11 protein-coding genes are annotated in these 19759 nt (G+C 45.9%); 10 read left to right on the top strand and 1 reads right to left on the bottom strand.

All coding sequences use genetic code 11. The features are described from left to right. The first annotated feature begins 85 nt into the window (after window positions 1-85). A complete protein-coding gene (locus tag ZOBGAL_RS13735; RefSeq protein WP_013994244.1) occupies window positions 86-880 on the top strand; it encodes a glycosyltransferase family 2 protein in 795 nt (264 codons plus the stop codon). On the opposite strand, the gene ZOBGAL_RS13730 is transcribed toward ZOBGAL_RS13735, so the two are convergent. Continuing rightward, a complete protein-coding gene (locus ZOBGAL_RS13730) occupies window positions 862-1695 on the bottom strand; it encodes a glycosyltransferase family 2 protein (RefSeq protein ID WP_013994243.1) in 834 nt (277 codons plus the stop codon). The genes ZOBGAL_RS13735 and ZOBGAL_RS13730 overlap by 19 nt on opposite strands. 59 nt (window positions 1696-1754) lie before the next feature. Between ZOBGAL_RS13730 and ZOBGAL_RS13725 the strand changes: the two genes are divergently transcribed. The 9 genes from ZOBGAL_RS13725 to ZOBGAL_RS13685 all read left to right on the top strand — a co-directional run bounded on the left by ZOBGAL_RS13725 (window position 1755) and on the right by ZOBGAL_RS13685 (window position 19739). Beyond that, entirely contained in the window at window positions 1755-2630 is an 876-nt protein-coding gene (locus tag ZOBGAL_RS13725) for an ATP-grasp fold amidoligase family protein (protein ID WP_013994242.1), read from the top strand. Window positions 2631-2652: 22 nt separating this feature from the next. After that, the gene (locus ZOBGAL_RS13720) at window positions 2653-3516 is read left to right on the top strand and encodes a hypothetical protein (protein WP_013994241.1); all 864 of its coding nucleotides are present in this window, start codon (window positions 2653-2655) and stop codon (window positions 3514-3516) included. Further along, window positions 3488-4048, top strand: a complete 561-nt coding sequence (locus ZOBGAL_RS13715) for an L-threonylcarbamoyladenylate synthase (RefSeq protein WP_013994240.1) — start codon at window positions 3488-3490, stop codon at window positions 4046-4048. Before ZOBGAL_RS13720 ends, ZOBGAL_RS13715 begins: the two co-directional genes overlap by 29 nt. A gap of 61 nt (window positions 4049-4109) precedes the next feature. Then, window positions 4110-5534 carry a CCA tRNA nucleotidyltransferase gene (locus ZOBGAL_RS13710; protein ID WP_013994239.1) on the top strand — a complete coding sequence of 475 codons (1425 nt, stop codon included), beginning with the start codon at window positions 4110-4112 and terminating at the stop codon, window positions 5532-5534. Between the two features lie 213 nt (window positions 5535-5747). Continuing rightward, a complete protein-coding gene (locus ZOBGAL_RS13705; RefSeq protein ID WP_013994237.1) occupies window positions 5748-6689 on the top strand; it encodes a PorP/SprF family type IX secretion system membrane protein in 942 nt (313 codons plus the stop codon). Window positions 6690-6971: 282 nt separating this feature from the next. Further along, entirely contained in the window at window positions 6972-15740 is an 8769-nt protein-coding gene (locus ZOBGAL_RS13700; RefSeq protein ID WP_013994236.1) for a T9SS type B sorting domain-containing protein, read from the top strand. Window positions 15741-15755: 15 nt separating this feature from the next. Next, window positions 15756-16694: a PorP/SprF family type IX secretion system membrane protein gene (locus ZOBGAL_RS13695; RefSeq protein WP_013994235.1), complete on the top strand. Its 939-nt coding sequence runs from the start codon at window positions 15756-15758 to the stop codon at window positions 16692-16694. Between the two features lies 1 nt (window position 16695). Continuing rightward, a complete protein-coding gene (locus ZOBGAL_RS13690; RefSeq protein ID WP_013994234.1) occupies window positions 16696-18624 on the top strand; it encodes an OmpA family protein in 1929 nt (642 codons plus the stop codon). A gap of 80 nt (window positions 18625-18704) precedes the next feature. Further along, window positions 18705-19739, top strand: a complete 1035-nt coding sequence (locus ZOBGAL_RS13685) for a COX15/CtaA family protein (RefSeq protein ID WP_013994233.1) — start codon at window positions 18705-18707, stop codon at window positions 19737-19739. The last annotated feature ends 20 nt before the right edge of the window (window positions 19740-19759 follow it).

Raw genomic sequence — 19759 nt, 5'->3', positions numbered from 1 at the left:
AGTTTAATAAAGTTCGGAAACGCAACCCTTTCCGAACTTTTTAATCTACTAAGAAGAAGACCGAACCCTACCCAAACAAATTGCAATGATAAAAGAAAGAGAAAAGTTATCGGCCCTAATTATCACCTACAATGAAATGGGATACATTGAAAGGTGTATTGAGTCAGTTGAATTCGCCGATGAAATTATCGTAGTAGATTCTTACAGCACCGATGGTACTTACGAATATCTTTTAGCTCACCCTAAGGTCAAGGTCATTCAACACCCTTTCGCGAATTTTACTTCGCAAAAATCCTATACCTTAAAGCAAGCTACAAATGATTGGGTTTTGTTTTTAGATGCCGACGAAGTTGTCACCGAACCATTAAAGAATGAAATTAAAGAAGTTCTGAACGGCAACACGGAAAATGTAGCTTTTTGGTTTTATAGAAAATTTATGTTTCAAAACGAAGCTTTAAATTTTAGCGGATGGCAAACGGACAAAAACTATCGTCTTTTTAGAAAAAGTAAAGCAAGATTTTCTGATAAAAAAATTGTGCACGAGACCCTAGAAGTAAATGGGGCATCTGGTATTTTTAATGAAAAATTAATCCATTTCTGTTATAAGAACTATGAGGATTACAAACAGAAAATGCTTAGATATGGTAGGCTCAAGGCTAAAGAGTCGTTCTACCGAGAGAAAAAATTCACTTACCTGTTAATGATGGTTAAGCCTTTTTGGAAATTCTTTAATCATTATTTTTTACGTCTAGGCTTCCTTGATGGTAAAAAAGGAATTACAATATCCTATTTGAACGCTTTAGGTGTTTTGGAGTATTGTAAAGAATTAAAACGTCTTGAAAAAAAGAACGAACTAGCATATTATTTGGTAATGCCGTAATGTGTCCATACCAATTTTCTATTTCTGGTCTCCCTTCGTATTTTAACATTCTTGGCAATTGACTCAGGGGTTTTATACCCTCGTTTGTGGTCTAAGTGCACACATACCGCACTATATCTTAGTTGTTTGGATTTTATTCCAAAATTAAAGAGTCGTTCTCCCAACTCCCTATCCTGCCCCCCATATTGCATACGTTCATCGAAACCGTTAACATTCAGAATGTCTTTCTTCCAACCTGAAGAGTTATGACCATTCCAACTGGCTTTAGTAGGGGTTATTATATTCAACATTCTAGACATAAAGCCTTTAGCCGTTAACTTATTGTTTTTAAATGTCTTCGGAATACCTTTCTCTTTCAACCAATTAATATCAAAACAACTTTGTGCCTCTATATCTTCCTTGGTTATTAATTTTGAAATATTCATTGGCAACATGTAATATCCTCCTGAAATAAAGTAACCATGACTCTTATTCAGATAGTGTACATGCACAAAATCTTCTCGTGGTATACAATCCCCATCGGTCATGATAATATATTCCCCCTTACAATTTACCAGAGCCTTATTAAGTATTCTAGACTTTTGAAAGCCATCATCTTCCTGCCATACATGTACTATCGGATAAAAGACCTCTTCCCTCATTAAATCAATGAGGGCTTTCGTTTTAGGACCCGACCCGTCATCTGCTATAACTATTTCAAAATTCTTATAATTCTGACAGTTAAACCCCCATAACACTTTTTGAAGCCACTCTTCGGCGTTATAGGTACTGATAATTATAGAGATTTTTACACTTTCATCTACATTGGTATTCATAAGCTCAAAAATAGTAAACTACAAAGATATATCTTTGTACTATTCAATAATGTATTGCTATGCTAAGAAAATTATGGATAGGACTTCAGAAAAAACTAAAATTTTTGCCCCCACCAACATATGTTAAAGCATATTACGAATATTACGTAGGAAAGAAATTAGATTTAGAACGGCCTATAGAGTTCAACCAAAAAATACAATGGCTCAAAGTTTACTACAAAAGAGACCTTTTAACCCAACTAGTAGACAAATATGACGTTCGTGAATATGTCAAGGACAAAATTGGCGAGCAATACCTTAACGAACTTATCGGTGTTTATAAAAAACCTAGTGAAATAAATTTTGATGCCCTTCCCCAACAATTTGTCATAAAGGCCACACATGGCTTTCATTTTAACATTTTGGTCAATGACAAAACAAAACTCAACAAAAGAAAAGCCAAGCTATTACTCCATAAGTGGATTCGCAAAAACCAATATTGGCGTGGCGGGTTAGAATGGGCTTATAAGAACGCCGAGCCCAAAATAATCGTTGAAAAATATCTAGAGGAACTGGGCAAGGAAGATATCAACGACTATAAATTTTTCTGTTTTAACGGAGAACCCAAATTCTTGAACATAGATACAGATCGCGGTAGCACATTAAAACGAGCCTATTATGATATAGATTGGAACAAACTACCCGTTAGGCGCGCCCATATTCAACAATTGGAGGATGACCTCCCCAAACCTCCCAATTTTGAAAAGATGATAGAAGTTGCACGAACTTTGGCCTTTGATTTCCCCTTTGTACGTGTTGACCTCTATAACCTAGATGGGAAAATTATTTTTGGTGAAATGACATTTTACCCTGGGGATGGCAGATTAGACTTTTTCCCTGATGAATACAATACCATTTTCGGAAACTATATTAAATTACCAGAACCAATTTTATAGGCTTTGCTTAAATGTGTAATTTATGAAACTCATCAAAGAACTACCGATCTCCATTTACACTACGGTCAAACTCTCTTTAAAAAAATTCAATGTATCGGATTCGGGCCATCACAATGAAAGGACTGTACCGGTAATTGTTTCCTTAACCTCAATCCCTAGTAGATTGAACACCCTTCATTTGGTCGTAAAAAGTATATTAAATCAGTCTATGCTGCCCGAAAAGATTGTTCTTTGGCTTAATAACGACCTTAAGAATGCCATTCCTAAAAAACTTAAAGCTTTAATTGGTAACAGATTTGAGATACGGTTTTCTGATTTAACGTCATCCCATAGAAAGCTGATACACTCCCTCGTTGCATTTCCGGAGAAAACAATTATCACCATAGATGATGATTTAATGTATCGAAAGAATTTGATCGAACTTTTATACAAGGAACATCTAAAGGCCCCAAAGCATATCATAGCCAATCGCACCGTAAATTTAAGCTATGATGAAACGGGAAACCCTAAACCATTTAGACAATGGAAGAATTCTAAAAAAATGAATGATAAAGTAATGGTCCCTATTGGTGCATGGGGTATTTTGTATCCGCCAAACTCCCTGCACAAAGATGCTACCGACCTGGATAAGTTTATGGCCTTGACCCCAAAAGCAGACGACCTTTGGTTTAAAGCTATGGCCCTTTTGAAGGGCACACTATCCGTAGAAGCAACCCTTAGACCCAAAGACCCGATTCCTATTGGAAATACCCAGAAGGTATCACTTAAAAAAATAAATTTGGGCAAAGACCTAAATACCAAACAATGGGCACAGCTTGAGAAGGAATATAATATTAGAAGTATAATTTTTGATAAAAATGCAAAAGGAGATAGACCAAGCCATTAGCGTCTTACAACAAGGCGGCCTCATTCTCTACCCCACTGATACCGTCTGGGGTATTGGTTGTGACGCTACCAATGAGTCGGCCGTAAAGAAGATATACGACCTAAAGCAAAGGGAAGATAGCAAGGCCCTAATTTGCCTGGTAGCCAATGATGCCATGCTCGAACGAACCATAGAAGAGGTTCCCGATCTGGCCTATGATATCATGGACCTTTCTACCAAACCCACCACTATTGTCTACGACAATCCCAAGGGTATTGCCAAAAATTTGATCGCCGAAGATAATACCTTGGCCGTACGGGTAGCTTCCGACAAATTTTGCCGCTACCTGATCAACAAGTTCAAAAAACCTATTGTTTCTACTTCTTCCAACATTTCAGGGCGCCCAACGCCTAAAAGTTTCGGTGAAATAGACAAAGTTATTTTAAAAGGTGTAGACTATGTGGTAAATTTGCAGCCCGAAGAAAAAAACGCGGTGCCTTCTGCCATCATCAAATTGAGTAGTGACGGTACGGTAAAAGTAATACGCGAATAAATTTGATGTAACAAAATATTGGGCCTTATTTGTTATTCGTATTTTGGGCAGCCAACTAAAAATGAAATCTTTGAACTATAAACAAGCGCTTTCAAATCCAGTTTTCAAAATCGTTTCACAAGCTGCCGATGAATTGGGGGTGGACTGCTATGTTATCGGAGGATTTGTCAGGGATTATTTACTGCAAAGAGGCACTCCAAAAGATATCGATATTGTCGCCGTAGGAAGCGGTATTGACCTCGCCAGAAAAGTAGCTTCCTTGCTTGAAGGAAAGCCAAAGGTGAGTGTTTTCAAAAATTTCGGCACGGCCATGTTGCGCCACGGTGAAATTGAACTGGAATTCGTTGGAGCCCGAAAAGAAAGCTATCATAGGGATAGTCGTAAACCCGTAGTAGAGGATGGCTCATTGGCAGATGACCAAAACCGTCGTGATTTTACGATCAATGCCTTGGCCCTTTCCCTAAATCCAACTGATTTTGGGGAGCTACTGGATCCTTTTAACGGTCTTGCCGACCTCGACAAAAACATTATACGAACTCCCCTAGCTCCCGGAATTACGTATTCCGACGACCCCTTACGCATGATGCGGGCCATTCGCTTCGCCACGCAATTGAACTTTAAGATCGAAGATAATTCCCTCCAAGCCATTACGGTAAACAAAGAGCGGATAAAAATCATATCAAAAGAGCGAATCGTTGATGAACTCAACAAAATATTGGCCAGTAGCAAGCCTTCCATTGGCTTTTCCCTATTGCATAAAACAGGACTCCTGCCCTATATCCTTCCTGAACTGGTCGCATTACAGGGAATAGAGGAAATAGAAGGACAACGCCACAAAGACAATTTTTGGCACACCTTGGAGGTTGTTGACAATATTGCAATAACTACCGATAACCTTTGGCTGCGTTGGGCGGCCCTATTGCACGATATCGGCAAGGCTCCGACCAAGAAATTCCATAAAAAAATAGGATGGACTTTCCACGGACACGAGTTCGTTGGATCTAAAATGGTCTACAAATTATTCAAACGGCTGCGGATGCCCTTGAACGACAAGATGAAATTCGTTCAAAAAATGGTTTTGATGAGCTCTAGGCCAATCGTTCTATCCGAAGATTTCGCTACGGATTCAGCGGTACGCCGCCTCGTTTTTGATGCGGGGGAAAACGTAGAGGACCTAATGACCCTTTGTGAAGCCGATATCACCACCAAAAACCCAAAGAAACAAAGGAGGTATAAGAACAATTTTAAAATTGTCCGCCAAAAAATAATCGAGGTAGAAGAACGAGATCAAATACGTAATTTTCAACCCCCGGTGAGCGGTGAGGAAATTATGAAAACCTTCAACCTTAAGCCTTCAAAAGAAATAGGCATTATCAAAGAAGCCATTAAAGAGGCCATTTTAGAGGGCGAAATCCCTAATGAATACGAGGCTGCAAAAGAATTTATGCTCGCAAAAGGTAAATCTATCGGACTTACACCGGTCTAAATTTGTTGTAAGACCTTCTTTTTCCCATTGAAATACAATAAAAACAAAACCGTATCGTCTACTCCATTTCCTATTTTTTTTTTAAAAAGTGAAATCGATAAGCGCATCGATTTATTTTATCAATCGACGATTACAAGACTCCTAAACGGGAAAAATAAATATCTTTACCGAGATAGATACAACATTATCTTCTTTTTATCCAAATAAAAAGTCATGAAAAAATTCCTTCTGGCCGTACTCATTACCATTTCTTCATTAAGTGGTCTAAGTGCGCAACAAGACGCCCACTATACACAGTATATGTATAATACCATGGCCATCAACCCTGCTTATGCAGGTTCTAGGGGTGTTTTCAGTATTGCCGGACTACACCGCTCCCAATGGGTCGGAATAGAAGGAGCTCCCAAAACCCAAACCCTTAATTTTCACACGCCGGTTTCCGAAAGGGTCGGTGTGGGACTATCCATAGTCAATGACGATATAGGAAACGGCACTAGTCAAGAAACGTATTTTGACGGTGTTTTTTCATATACGGTACCTATTACCAGGGAAGCAAAACTTGCCTTCGGGCTAAAGGCAAGCGGACATGTACTGAATTTAGATTTTAGTAAACTGGCCAACTATAACGATGAAGTCGCCAGTACCAGCCTGACCAATATCGACAGAAAATTTTCACCGAATTTTGGCGCTGGGGTATATTATTACGACGAGAAGTTCTATATCGGTTTCTCCGTTCCAAACTTTTTGGCCACCAAACATTTCGATGGCAATGCTACAAGCTCATCCTTCTTGGCCAAAGAACGTATGAACTTCTATTTAATCACGGGCTACATATACGAATTGAACCAAAGGTGGAAGTTTAAGCCCACTTTATTGCTCAAAGCCGTAAATGGCGCCCCCTTACAGATCGACCTATCCGCTAATTTTATGTTCAACGACAAATTTATCTTGGGAGCGGCCTATAGATGGGATGCCGCGGTGAGCGGTCTTTTTGGTTTTCAAGCCTCTGACCAAATATTATTAGGCCTTGCTTATGACCGGGAAATTTCAGAATTGGGCGGTTCTAGGTTCAACGATGGCTCGTTTGAAATAGTGCTCAGGTATGAATTCCGATCTCGATTTGGAAGAAGGGCCATAGCTCCAAGATTCTTTTAAAAACTTAAATTATTCTATATCTTTTCTAAGATTGTTTCAAGGGGTTAAAAGCCTTGAAATCCACTTATTTATTCCAAAATACCTGCAATACATCCCTAAAAAAAGGTATTTCATCGAATTTAGCCTACACTTCACGGGTCTTATACATCTAGTTTTCCCCTGTATACAACATATAATTTGTCAGGTCTTACCATCACCCTAATTTTACAACATAACGTTGTAAGTCTTTATCTACAGCATCAAACGTGATATTTTTTTAGACTTTGTAAAATATATTCCCAATTGGCGAATCGTTTTAAACATTTTTTCGGGGCATTACTACTATTACTGTTCGCCCAAGTGGTAAGAGCACAGCAGACAACAAATTGGACACCGGTATCATCTTCCGTATGGGAGTCCGTAACCAATGATAGTTTGGTACGTGTCGAAGCCAGGGTTTCGGGTGGTGTTTCTATTGATGGTACCGGAGAAATGGGCTGTACCAGTGATGATACTTACAGCGAAACGAATGTCTTCGAAGAGCCTTCCTTGGAAATATCCGCCAGCTCATATGCTACCGGTACTATTAGTTTCTATTTCTTTGATGCCGTAACCGGTGATCCCGTATATATTGTGAAACCCATCCTACACGTAGACAAAGTAGGAACTTTTGACGTCGTTCCTTTTCTTGGAAGTGGTACTGCCACTGGAAATTTCAACCTTACCAACGGTACTTGGACGGAACTAGCATCCAACGGCCCCATCTTTCAATCTAGCCCTACCCAATTTAATATCGACGATGACGCGCTTTTGGCAAGTACCGGCGGCGAATGCGGGAATGGTATAAATAACGGAACTGGCGGAGGAAGTTTACGTGTTGAGAAAGTCACCCAATCCATTGAAATGGATGTAGACGTGACGGGCGGATTACTGAGCCTATTAGGGTTTATTCCCGTCATCGATGAAGTAGAGTTTGTTCTTACCGACCTAATTATCGCCGACCCTAAAATCGAAGCCACCAAAACGGTGGTCGAAAACTTTAGCGACCCTATCAGTACCGGAGATACCGTAGATTATACCATTACAATAGAGAACACGGGAAACACCACCCTTGACAATATAAGTCTAACGGACACTTTTACCGATATAGATACAAACTCTTTAACCCTAACAAGCGGACCTACGTTCCTCAGTGCCTCCGAGGGCTCTGCCGAAGGCTCCCTCGAAGCGGGTGAAACGGCAACCTATTCGGCAAGCTTTACCCTTAACGCACCGGTCTTGGAAGCGGGAGGCGTGGTAAACCAAGTAAGTGTTCTGGCCGACAGCCCATACGGAACCAATGATGTAAGTGATTTGTCGGATGATGGTATCGATACGGATGGAAATACCGAAAACGACCCTACAATCAGCTATTTTCCAACGACCACGGATGATACTGCTTCGGTTTGTGAAGAAGGAAGCATTGACATTGACGTACTCGCCAATGATGATTTTGGGGGAAACGGAGCTTCATCCGGAAGCATCTTTATTATTAGTCCTGCTAGCGGGGGAACGGCTGTCGTAAACGACAATGGTAGCCCTACTAACCCTACGGATGATTATGTCACCTATACCTCGTCTGTCGGTTACACCGGTTCGGATAGTTTTGTTTATGGTATAAGTGATAGCAAAGGATATACCCAACACGCCACCGTTACGATCACAGAACAAAAAGCTCCCAATGCAGGTACCGATGGGGCCTTGACCATATGCGCGGGAACCACAGTATCAGAATCACAACTATTCGCACGACTCAGCGACAACCCCGATTTAGGGGGAACGTGGTCGCCAACACTAGCAGGGGCGGGTACCTACACCTATACCGTAAGTGCTACTTCACCCTGTACCGTGGATGACACATCCGAGGTCGTGGTGACCGAACAGGCGGCACCCAATGCGGGTACCGATGGAACCTTGACCATATGCGCGGGAACCACAGTAACAGAATCACAACTATTCGCACGGCTAAGCGACAACCCCGATTCAGGGGGGACATGGTCGCCAACACTTGCCGGCGCGGGTACCTACACCTATACCGTTAGTGCAACATCACCCTGTACCGCAGCGGATACGGCCGAAGTGGTGGTAACAGAACAGGCGGCACCAAAAGCCGGAACCGATGGAGCCTTGACCATATGCGCGGGAACCACAGTAACAGAATCACAACTATTCGCACGGCTAAGCGACAACCCCGATTCAGGGGGGACATGGTCGCCAACACTTGCCGGCGCGGGTACCTACACCTATACCGTTAGTGCCACTTCTCCCTGTACCGCAGCGGATACGGCCGAAGTGGTGGTAACAGAACAGGCGGCACCAAAAGCCGGAACCGATGGAGCCTTGACCATATGCGCGGGAACCACAGTAACAGAATCACAACTATTCGCACGACTCAGCGACAACCCCGATTCTGGGGGAACATGGTCGCCTACCCTAGCAGGGGCAGGTACCTACACCTATACCGTAAGTGCAACATCACCCTGTACCGTGGATGACACATCCGAGGTCGTGGTGACCGAACAAGCGGCACCCAATGCGGGTACCGATGGGACCTTGACCATATGCGCGGGAACCACAGTAACAGAATCACAACTATTCGCACGACTCAGCGACAACCCCGATTCAGGAGGAACATGGTCGCCAACACTAGCAGGGGCGGGTACCTACACCTATACCGTTAGTGCAACATCACCCTGTACCGTGGACGATACCAGCATAGTTACCGTAGTGGAACAACCTGTTCCCGATGCAGGTTCCAACGGAGCATTGACTATTTGTGCGGGAACTATAGTAACGGAAGCAGACCTATTCGCGCAACTTGGGGGATCGCCCAACAGCGGCGGGACATGGACTCCTGCCCTAGCAGGCGCAGGAACCTACACCTATACCGTAAGTGCTACTTCACCATGTGCCGTAGATGATACATCCGAAGTGGTGGTAACAGAACAAGCGGCACCCAATGCAGGTACCGATGGGGCCTTGACCATATGCGCAGGGACAACCGTAACCGAAGCCCAGCTTTTTGCACAGCTAAGTGACAATCCCGATTTAGGGGGAACATGGTCGCCTACCCTTGCAGGCGCGGGAACCTATACCTATACTGTAAGTGCCACTTCACCATGTACCGTGGATGACACATCCGAGGTCGTAGTGACCGAACAGGCGGCACCAAAAGCCGGAACCGATGGAGCCTTGACCATATGCGCGGGAACTACCGTAACAGAATCACAACTATTCGCACGGCTAAGCGACAACCCCGATTTAGGGGGAACGTGGTCGCCAACACTCGCCGGCGCGGGAACCTATACCTATACCGTAAGTGCCACTTCACCATGTACCGTGGATGATACATCCGAGGTCGTAGTGACCGAACAGGCGGCGCCCAATGCAGGTACCGATGGTGTATTGACCATATGTGCGGGAACCACAGTCACCGAAGCCCAGCTTTTTGCACAGCTAAGTGACAATCCCGATTCTGGGGGAACATGGTCGCCAACACTAGCAGGGGCCGGAACCTATACCTATACCGTAAGCGCCACTTCACCCTGTACCGTGGATGACACATCCGAGGTCGTAGTGACCGAACAGGCGGCACCCAATGCGGGTACCGATGGTCTATTGACCATATGCGCGGGAACCACAGTCACCGAGGCCCAGCTTTTTGCACAGCTAAGCGATAATCCCGATTTAGGGGGAACATGGTCGCCAACACTAGCAGGGGCCGGAACCTACACCTATACCGTAAGCGCCACTTCACCCTGTGCCGTGGATGATACATCCCAGGTCGTGGTGACCGAACAGGCGGCACCCAATGCAGGGACCGATGGTCTATTGACCATATGCGCGGGAACCACAGTCACCGAGGCCCAGCTTTTTGCAACGCTAAGCGACAACCCCGATTTAGGGGGAACATGGTCGCCTACCCTTGCAGGGGCCGGAACCTACACCTATACCGTAAGTGCTACTTCACCCTGTACCGTGGATGACACATCCGAGGTCGTAGTGACCGAACAGGCGGCACCCAATGCAGGTACCGGTGGTCTATTGACCATATGCGCGGGAACCACAGTCACCGAGGCCCAGCTTTTTGCAACGCTAAGCGACAACCCCGATTTAGGGGGAACGTGGTCGCCTACCCTTGCAGGGGCCGGAACCTATACCTATACAGTAAGTGCCACTTCTCCCTGTACCGTGGATGACACATCCGAGGTCGTGGTGACCGAACAGGCGGCACCCAATGCGGGTACCGATGGAACCTTGACCATATGCGCGGGAACTACCGTAACAGAATCACAACTATTCGCACGGCTAAGCGACAACCCCGATTTAGGGGGAACATGGTCGCCAACACTTGCCGGCGCGGGAACCTATACCTATACCGTAAGTGCCACTTCACCATGTACCGTGGATGATACATCCGAGGTCGTAGTGACCGAACAGGCGGCACCCAATGCGGGTACCGGTGGTCTATTGACCATATGCGCGGGAACCACAGTCACCGAGGCCCAGCTTTTTGCAACGCTAAGCGACAACCCCGATTCAGGGGGGACATGGTCGCCAACACTTGCCGGCGCGGGTACCTACACCTATACCGTTAGTGCCACTTCTCCCTGTACCGCAGCGGATACGGCCGAAGTGGTGGTAACAGAACAGGCGGCACCAAAAGCCGGAACCGATGGAGCCTTGACCATATGCGCGGGAACCACAGTAACAGAATCACAACTATTCGCACGACTCAGCGACAACCCCGATTCTGGGGGAACATGGTCGCCTACCCTAGCAGGGGCAGGTACCTACACCTATACCGTAAGTGCCACTTCTCCCTGTACCGCAGCGGATACGGCCGAAGTGGTGGTAACAGAACAGGCGGCACCAAAAGCCGGAACCGATGGCGTCTTGACGATTTGCGCGGGAACCACAGTAACAGAATCACAACTATTCGCACGGCTAAGCGACAACCCCGATTCTGGGGGAACGTGGTCGCCAACACTAGCAGGGGCCGGAACCTATACCTATACCGTAAGCGCAACATCACCCTGTACCGTGGACGATACCAGCATAGTTACCGTAGTGGAACAACCTGTTCCCGATGCAGGTTCCAACGGAGCATTGACTATTTGTGCGGGAACTATAGTAACGGAAGCAGACCTATTCGCGCAACTTGGGGGATCGCCCAACAGCGGCGGGACATGGACTCCTGCCCTAGCAGGCGCAGGAACCTACACCTATACCGTAAGTGCCACTTCTCCCTGTACCGCAGCGGATACGGCCGAAGTGGTGGTAACAGAACAGGCGGCACCAAAAGCCGGAACCGATGGCGTCTTGACGATTTGCGCGGGAACCACAGTAACAGAATCACAACTATTCGCACGGCTAAGCGACAACCCCGATTCTGGGGGAACGTGGTCGCCAACACTAGCAGGGGCCGGAACCTATACCTATACCGTAAGCGCAACATCACCCTGTACCGTGGATGATACATCCGAGGTCGTGGTGACCGAACAGGCGGCGCCCAATGCAGGGACCGATGGAACGCTCATCATATGCGCGGGAACCACAGTCACCGAGGCCCAGCTTTTTGCACAGCTAAGTGACAACCCCGATTTAGGGGGAACATGGTCGCCAACACTTGCCGGGGCCGGAACCTACACCTATACCGCAAGTGCCACTTCTCCCTGTACCGCAGCGGATACGGCCGAAGTGGTGGTAACAGAACAGGCCGCACCAAAAGCCGGAACCGATGGAGCCTTGACCATATGCGCGGGAACTACCGTAACAGAATCACAACTATTCGCACGACTCAGCGACAACCCCGATTTAGGGGGAACATGGTCGCCAACACTTGCCGGCGCGGGAACCTATACCTATACCGTAAGTGCCACTTCACCATGTACCATGGATGATACATCTGAGGTCGTAGTGACCGAACAGGCGGCACCAAAAGCCGGAACCGATGGAGCCTTGACCATATGCGCGGGAACTACCGTAACAGAATCACAACTATTCGCACGACTCAGCGACAACCCCGATTTAGGGGGAACATGGTCGCCAACACTTGCAGGGGCCGGAACCTATACCTATATCGTAAGCGCAACATCACCCTGTACCGTGGATGATACATCCCAGGTCGTGGTGACCGAACAGGCGGCACCCAATGCAGGTACCGATGGAACGCTCATCATATGCGCAGGGACAACCGTAACCGAAGCCCAGCTTTTTGCAACGCTAAGCGATAATCCCGATTTAGGGGGAACATGGTCGCCAACACTTGCCGGGGCCGGAACCTACACCTATACCGTAAGCGCCACTTCTCCCTGTACCGTGGATGATACATCCGAGGTCGTAGTGACCGAACAGGCGGCACCCAATGCGGGTACCGGTGGTCTATTGACCATATGCGCGGGAACCACAATCACCGAGGCCCAGCTTTTTGCACAGCTAAGTGACAATCCCGATTTAGGAGGAACGTGGTCGCCTACCCTTGCCGGGGCCGGAACCTATACCTATACCGTAAGCGCAACATCACCCTGTACCGTGGATGATACATCCGAGGTCGTGGTGACCGAACAGGCGGCACCCAATGCAGGGACCAGTGGTCTATTGACGATTTGCGCGGGAACGACAGTCACCGAGGCCCAGCTTTTTGCACAGCTAAGTGACAATCCCGATTTAGGGGGAACATGGTCGCCAACACTTGCCGGGGCCGGAACCTACACCTATACCGTAAGTGCCACTTCACCCTGTACCGTGGATGATACATCCCAGGTCGTGGTGACCGAACAGGCGGCACCCAATGCAGGTACCGGTGGTCTATTGACCATATGCGCGGGAACTACCGTAACAGAATCACAACTATTCGCACAGCTAAGTGACAATCCCGATTTAGAGGGGACATGGTCGCCAACACTTGCCGGGGCCGGAACCTACACCTATACCGTAAGTGCCACTTCACCCTGTACCGTGGATGATACATCCGAGGTCGTAGTGACCGAACAGGCAGCACCCAATGCAGGGACCGATGGAACACTCACAATTTGTGAAATTGACTCCTTTACACAGGCCGACCTTTTTGCTCAACTGGGTAATTCTCCAGATACCGGGGGAACTTGGACGGACAACGGAGACGGCACCCATACCTATACCATAAGTGCCACATCACCCTGTACCGTAGACGACACCAGTATTGTTACCGTAGTGGTTCAACCCACTCCTGATGCTGGTTCCAATGGCGTACTAACCATTTGTGAAGGAACAACAGTCACCGAAGCACAGTTGTTTGCCCAATTGGGCGGAAGTCCTGATTCAGGAGGAAGCTGGTCACCTAGCCTAGCAGGCGCCGGGACCTATACCTATACCGTACCCGCGACAACACCTTGCACCGTAGACGATACCGCAAAAATTACAGTATCCGAACAAGCAGCTCCGGATGCCGGAATCAATGGAACGCTCACCATTTGCGTGGGAGAAACAGTTACTACAGCCCAGCTATTCGCCCAATTGGGTGGCAGCCCTGATTCTGGGGGAACATGGACACCTGCCCTTGCCGGTGCCGGAACCTATACCTATACCGTACCCGCAACAGCACCTTGTGCCATGGATGCTACCGCAGAGGTTGTCGTGACAGAACAGGCTTTACCGAACGCGGGTACCGATGGCACACTTACCATTTGTGAAGGAAGCACCGTAACCGAGGCTCAGTTATTTGCCCAATTGGGCGGAAGTCCTGATTCAGGGGGAACATGGTCGCCAACACTTGCAGGGGCCGGAACCTACACCTATACCGTAAGCGCATCGACACCTTGTACCGGGAATGACAGCTCAGAAATCGTCGTAACCGAACAGACTTTACCGAACGCGGGTACCGATGGCACACTTACCATTTGTGAAGGAAGCACCGTTACCGAGGCTCAGTTATTTGCCCAATTAGGAGGAAGCCCCGATACAGGGGGAACATGGACCCCTTCACTTGCAGGTGCCGGAACCTACACCTATACCGTTGAAGGGAATGCCTGCGAGGATGCGACCGCTATCGTAACCGTTACCGAGGAAGTGGAACCGAATGCCGGAACCGATGCTACACTTACGATATGTCCAGATACCACAGTTACCGAAGCCCAACTCCTTTCACTTTTGGGAACAGATGATAATCGAGGAACTTGGAGCCCTAATCCCGATGGTGCCGGTGCCGGAGTGTACACTTATTCCATCATGGGCAATATCTGTGGTGGCACCTCGACCGCCACGGTTACCGTTACTATTTCCAACCTGGATTCAGATGGGGATACTATATTGGACTGTAAGGAAATGACAGATGGAACCGATCCTTTTGACGATTGCGATTCCATCGGAGGCAAACCCTTACCTAGTAGTGATTGCGACAATGACAATCTTACCAAAGAAGAGGAAGAGGCATTGGGAACCGACCCTACCAACCCCGATACGGATGGAGACGGTGTCATTGACGGGCAAGAGGTAACCGATGCCACCAATCCTTTAGACCTTTGTGATTTTCTATTGGTGAGCCAGACCCTTACCCCTACAAACCATTGGAATATCGCCGATTGTGATATGGACGACCTAACCAACGAACAGGAAATAGATAGAGGAACCGACCCCACCAACCCCGATACGGATGGTGACACCATTAACGATGGCCAAGAAGTACGGGACCATACCGATCCCCTTGACCCTTGCGATTCAATCGGTGGGACCCCTCCAAGCCATATTGCATGCGAACTTTACGTAGAATTAGACTTGGTCAGGCCTGGGGATATTTTAAACGGCAGCTTTAGAATTATCAATATTGATCGTTACCCCGACCACCAAGTAGAGATATACAACAGATGGGGAATCTTAGTTTGGGAGTCTTCCAAATACGACAATAAGAACAATGCCTTCGACGGTCTGTCACAAGGAAGGATTACCATTACCGAAAATCAAAAACTACCCTCCGGAGTCTATTTTTATAAAATAAAGTATGTAGCTAAGGGCGAGGATAAAATGAAAGAAGGATATCTCTATTTACAGGACTAAGGAGAATAAATAAACATGAAAAGTACAATAACAAAAATCTTGTTTTTACTCTGTACGATGCCATTCTGCTTCGGCCAGCAAGACGCGCAATTCACTCAGTACATGTATAATACATTGTCAGTGAATCCGGCCTATGCAGGTTCTAGGGAGGCGCTCGGTGTTTCTGTATTGCATAGATCGCAATGGGTTGGCCTTGATGGGGCCCCTAGCACACAAACCTTTAACATTCAAAGTCCTTATAAGGATAAAATGGGATTAGGACTTTCCATTGTTCACGATGAGATAGGAAACAACACCAACCAAAACACAAGCTTCGATGTTGCTTTTTCATACAGCGTTCAGACCTCTGAGAAATACAAACTCTCTTTCGGGGTGACAGCTGGCGGACACTTATTGAACGTTGATTTCAATAAGTTGCGAAACTACAGTGCAAGTCTCGCGCCCTCGGTAGAAAACGAACTGTATAAAAAGTTCTCCCCCAATATCGGTGCCGGGGTTTACTTTCACTCCAACAAGTTTTACGTGGGCCTCTCGGTGCCCGGTCTGTTAGAGACCGAACACTTTCAAAACCCTGATGACGAAGGTTCCGTAATAGCTTCCGAACGAATGAACTTTTACTTGATTTCCGGATATGTCTTCGACCTTAACCCTACTTTAAAATTCAAGCCTGCATACCTTATAAAAGCGGTCGCCGGGGCCCCACTCCAAGTTGACCTATCCGCTAATTTCTTGATCAATGAAAAATTCACCTTAGGAGCGGCATATAGATTAGATGCGGCAATAAGTGCCTTATTCGGGTTTCAAATGGGGAAAAAACTCATGCTCGGGCTGGCCTATGACCGCGAAATATCGGAATTGGGCGGCACCCAATTCAATGATGGTTCCTTTGAAATATTCCTTAGATATGAATTTATCAAGAACAATAAAATTGACCTAACCCCAAGATTTTTCTAAAATGAGCATCCTGCCAATACATAAGCTAGTTCCGCTTCTTTTGCTCTTTTTGGGTGCTTACGGCCATTCCCAAATAAACAAGAAAGAAGGCGACACGGATAATTTTGACCACTATGCCTATATGCAAAATATTGAATCATATCCATCCCTATTAAAAAAAGGATATGACGAAATTACCATTTATAAAAAGCTGGGCAATGCCAATTACCACAACGCCAACTATGACGTAGCCACCTTCTGGTACGAAAAACTTCTTGAAAACGATGAGATCGCCATCTCACCCGACTACCTCTATCGCTATGCCCTTGCCCTTAAATCGATAAAAAGATATGAAGACTCGCACCATTGGATGGAAAAGTTCAAAAAGATAAAGAAGAATGACATCCGCGCCAGTCTTTATGCCGACAATACGGATTATTTAAAGGAAATACAGATTCCAAAAGAACAATACACCATAAAAAACCTGATCGACCTCAACTCTGAGGAATCTGATTTTGCCCCCTCATACCTTTCGGGGAATTTAGTCTTTACCACGGCCAGAGATCTCGATGTACAGACATACAATAAATTACCCTACCTTAATTTATACCAAACGGAAATTAAGGAAGATGGCCAAACAGGAAAAGCTTCGGGACTTTCAGAAACCTTGAACACCAAAGCCAATGAATCTTCTACCGCGTTTTCAAAAGACGGCAAAACGGTTTATTTCACTAGAAACAACTTCTCTAAAAAATCGTTTAAAAGAGATAAAAACGGAATAAGTAGGCTAAAAATATACAGGTCTCGGCTTACCGATGGTACTTGGAGCGAACCGGAAGACCTTCCCTTTAACAACTCTAATTATTCGGTAGCCCACCCCTCTTTAAGTAGTGACGGTACCAAGCTCTATTTTGCATCCGACATGCCCGGAGGTATGGGCGCATCTGATATTTATGTAGTGGATATACTATCCAATGGCAAGTTCGGGGAGCCCAAAAACCTAGGTAAACTTATCAATACGGAGGAAAAGGAAACTTTTCCGTTCATTTCCGATTCGGGTATACTATACTTCGCTTCCAATGGACATCCGGGCCTTGGAGGTCTCGATATCTTTAAAATAGACATCAACAAAAACGATAAGGTCTCCAATATGGGAAGCCCCATTAATAGTCCTGATGACGACTTTTCACTGGTAATGGACGCATCTGGCGAAATCGGCTATTTCGCTTCAAACCGAAAAGGGGGTATTGGCAATGACGATATTTATATCTTAAAGCGAAGTGATTCGGATTGTTTCACCTTTATTGAAGGAATCGCCCGTGACAAGGACACCGATAAGCCCCTGGCCGAGACCTTAATAGAAGCATTTGCCCATGACGGGGAAACCCTGTCGCAGACGGTAACGGCTTCGGATGGTTCCTACACCTTACGCATACCCTGTCAAAAGGAACAATACCAGCTGTCAGGCACCAAGGAAGGTTATGAAGCGTCCAACCTATATATGCTCACCCCTAAAGACAAAAAACAGGTTCAAGATGTCCATTTAGAGCTAGAACAATCGACCAAGGTGGCCGATTTAGGTTCCGACTTGGTCAAACTCTTGGAGCTCACTCCCATCTATTTTGACCTGAACAGTTCTTACTTACGGAAAGATGCCTATGCGGAACTGGACAAGGTGGTCGATTATATGAGTAAAAGACCCGATATAAAAATAGCCGTAGGTTCACATACCGATAGCCGGGAAGGGGATGCATACAATTTATGGCTCTCTAGGCGAAGGGCCATGAGAACGGTCGAGTATATTACATCGAAAGGAATCGACCCCTCTCGCATTTCAGGTAAAGGCTATGGGGAAACCCAATTATTGAACCGATGTGCCAACGGTGTCAAGTGCTCGGAAAGTGAACATCAGCTGAACCGACGTTCTGAATTCATCGTCATAGAAAAATAAGCTTTTCCTCTATAAGAAATAGCGGAAGAAGGGCCAAAATTCTTCAACTAGTCCTATTTTTGCACAAAGGAAACACACCTATGCAAAAAAAATTCAGACAAGTTGCGAAAGTAGCTTTGGTTCTCGTGTATTTCGTCATTATTGCCGGTGCCGTAGTACGTATGACCGGCAGTGGTATGGGCTGTCCGGACTGGCCCAAATGTTTTGGACATTATATTCCCCCGACAGAAATTTCAGAGTTGCAATGGCAACCCGATACCCCATTTAAAAAGGGCCAAATTATCATTGTTGACCAAACCCTTCAAGTTGCAGTGGAAGATTTTAATACCGGTTCTTCCTTTGACCGGTCGAAATGGAAAACCTACACAAAGCACGATTACGCCGAATTTAACGCTGCCCATACTTGGATCGAATATATTAATCGTCTTTTCGGGGCCTTGGCCGGTTTAGCTACCCTTGCCCTAGCTATTTTCTCGCTCAAGCTGTTGAAAACGAACAAAAAAATAACCTTTTTATCTTGGTTGGTGGTCTTCGGAATGGGATTTCAGGCGTGGCTGGGTGCCACTGTAGTCTATTCCCTTTTAGAGCCTGTAAAGATCACCGTGCATATGGTCATGGCCTTGGTAATCGTAGCGTTTATCCTCTATATTATACATGAGACCAAGCCCCTGGCCGAACGACCCAAAACGCATAAAAACATAGTACCGCTTTTATGGCTTGTATTGGCCTTGACCATAATTCAGGTAGTATTGGGCACCCAGGTCAGGCAATTTGTCGACGACCGTATAGACCTCCTTGGCGAAGCGGCAAAAGACCAATGGTTGACGAATGCCAACTGGCAATTTTACGTACATCGGACCTTTTCTATAATAGTTGTCTTGCTCAACCTATTATTGGCACAACGTATCTACAAGTACAAACTTCATTTTTTAAAGATCAATTGGGTATTGGCCTTTTTGTCTATTGAGGTCATTTCGGGCATTGCCATGTATTACTTTGATTTTCCGTTCGGTTCACAAACGGTTCATCTTGTATTGGCAAGCTTACTTTTTGGGGTTCAGTTTTATTTGCTTTTAGAGGCTTTAAGTGCCAAAAGAAGCTATAAATCTTCGTAACTTTGTCTTCCCTTAAAAAT

The organism is Zobellia galactanivorans (assembly GCF_000973105.1).
GTDB classification, from domain to species: Bacteria; Bacteroidota; Bacteroidia; order Flavobacteriales; family Flavobacteriaceae; genus Zobellia; species Zobellia galactanivorans.
The sequence above is the reverse complement of the archived record's forward strand: the minus strand, read 5'-3'. Positions and strand labels throughout refer to the sequence as shown.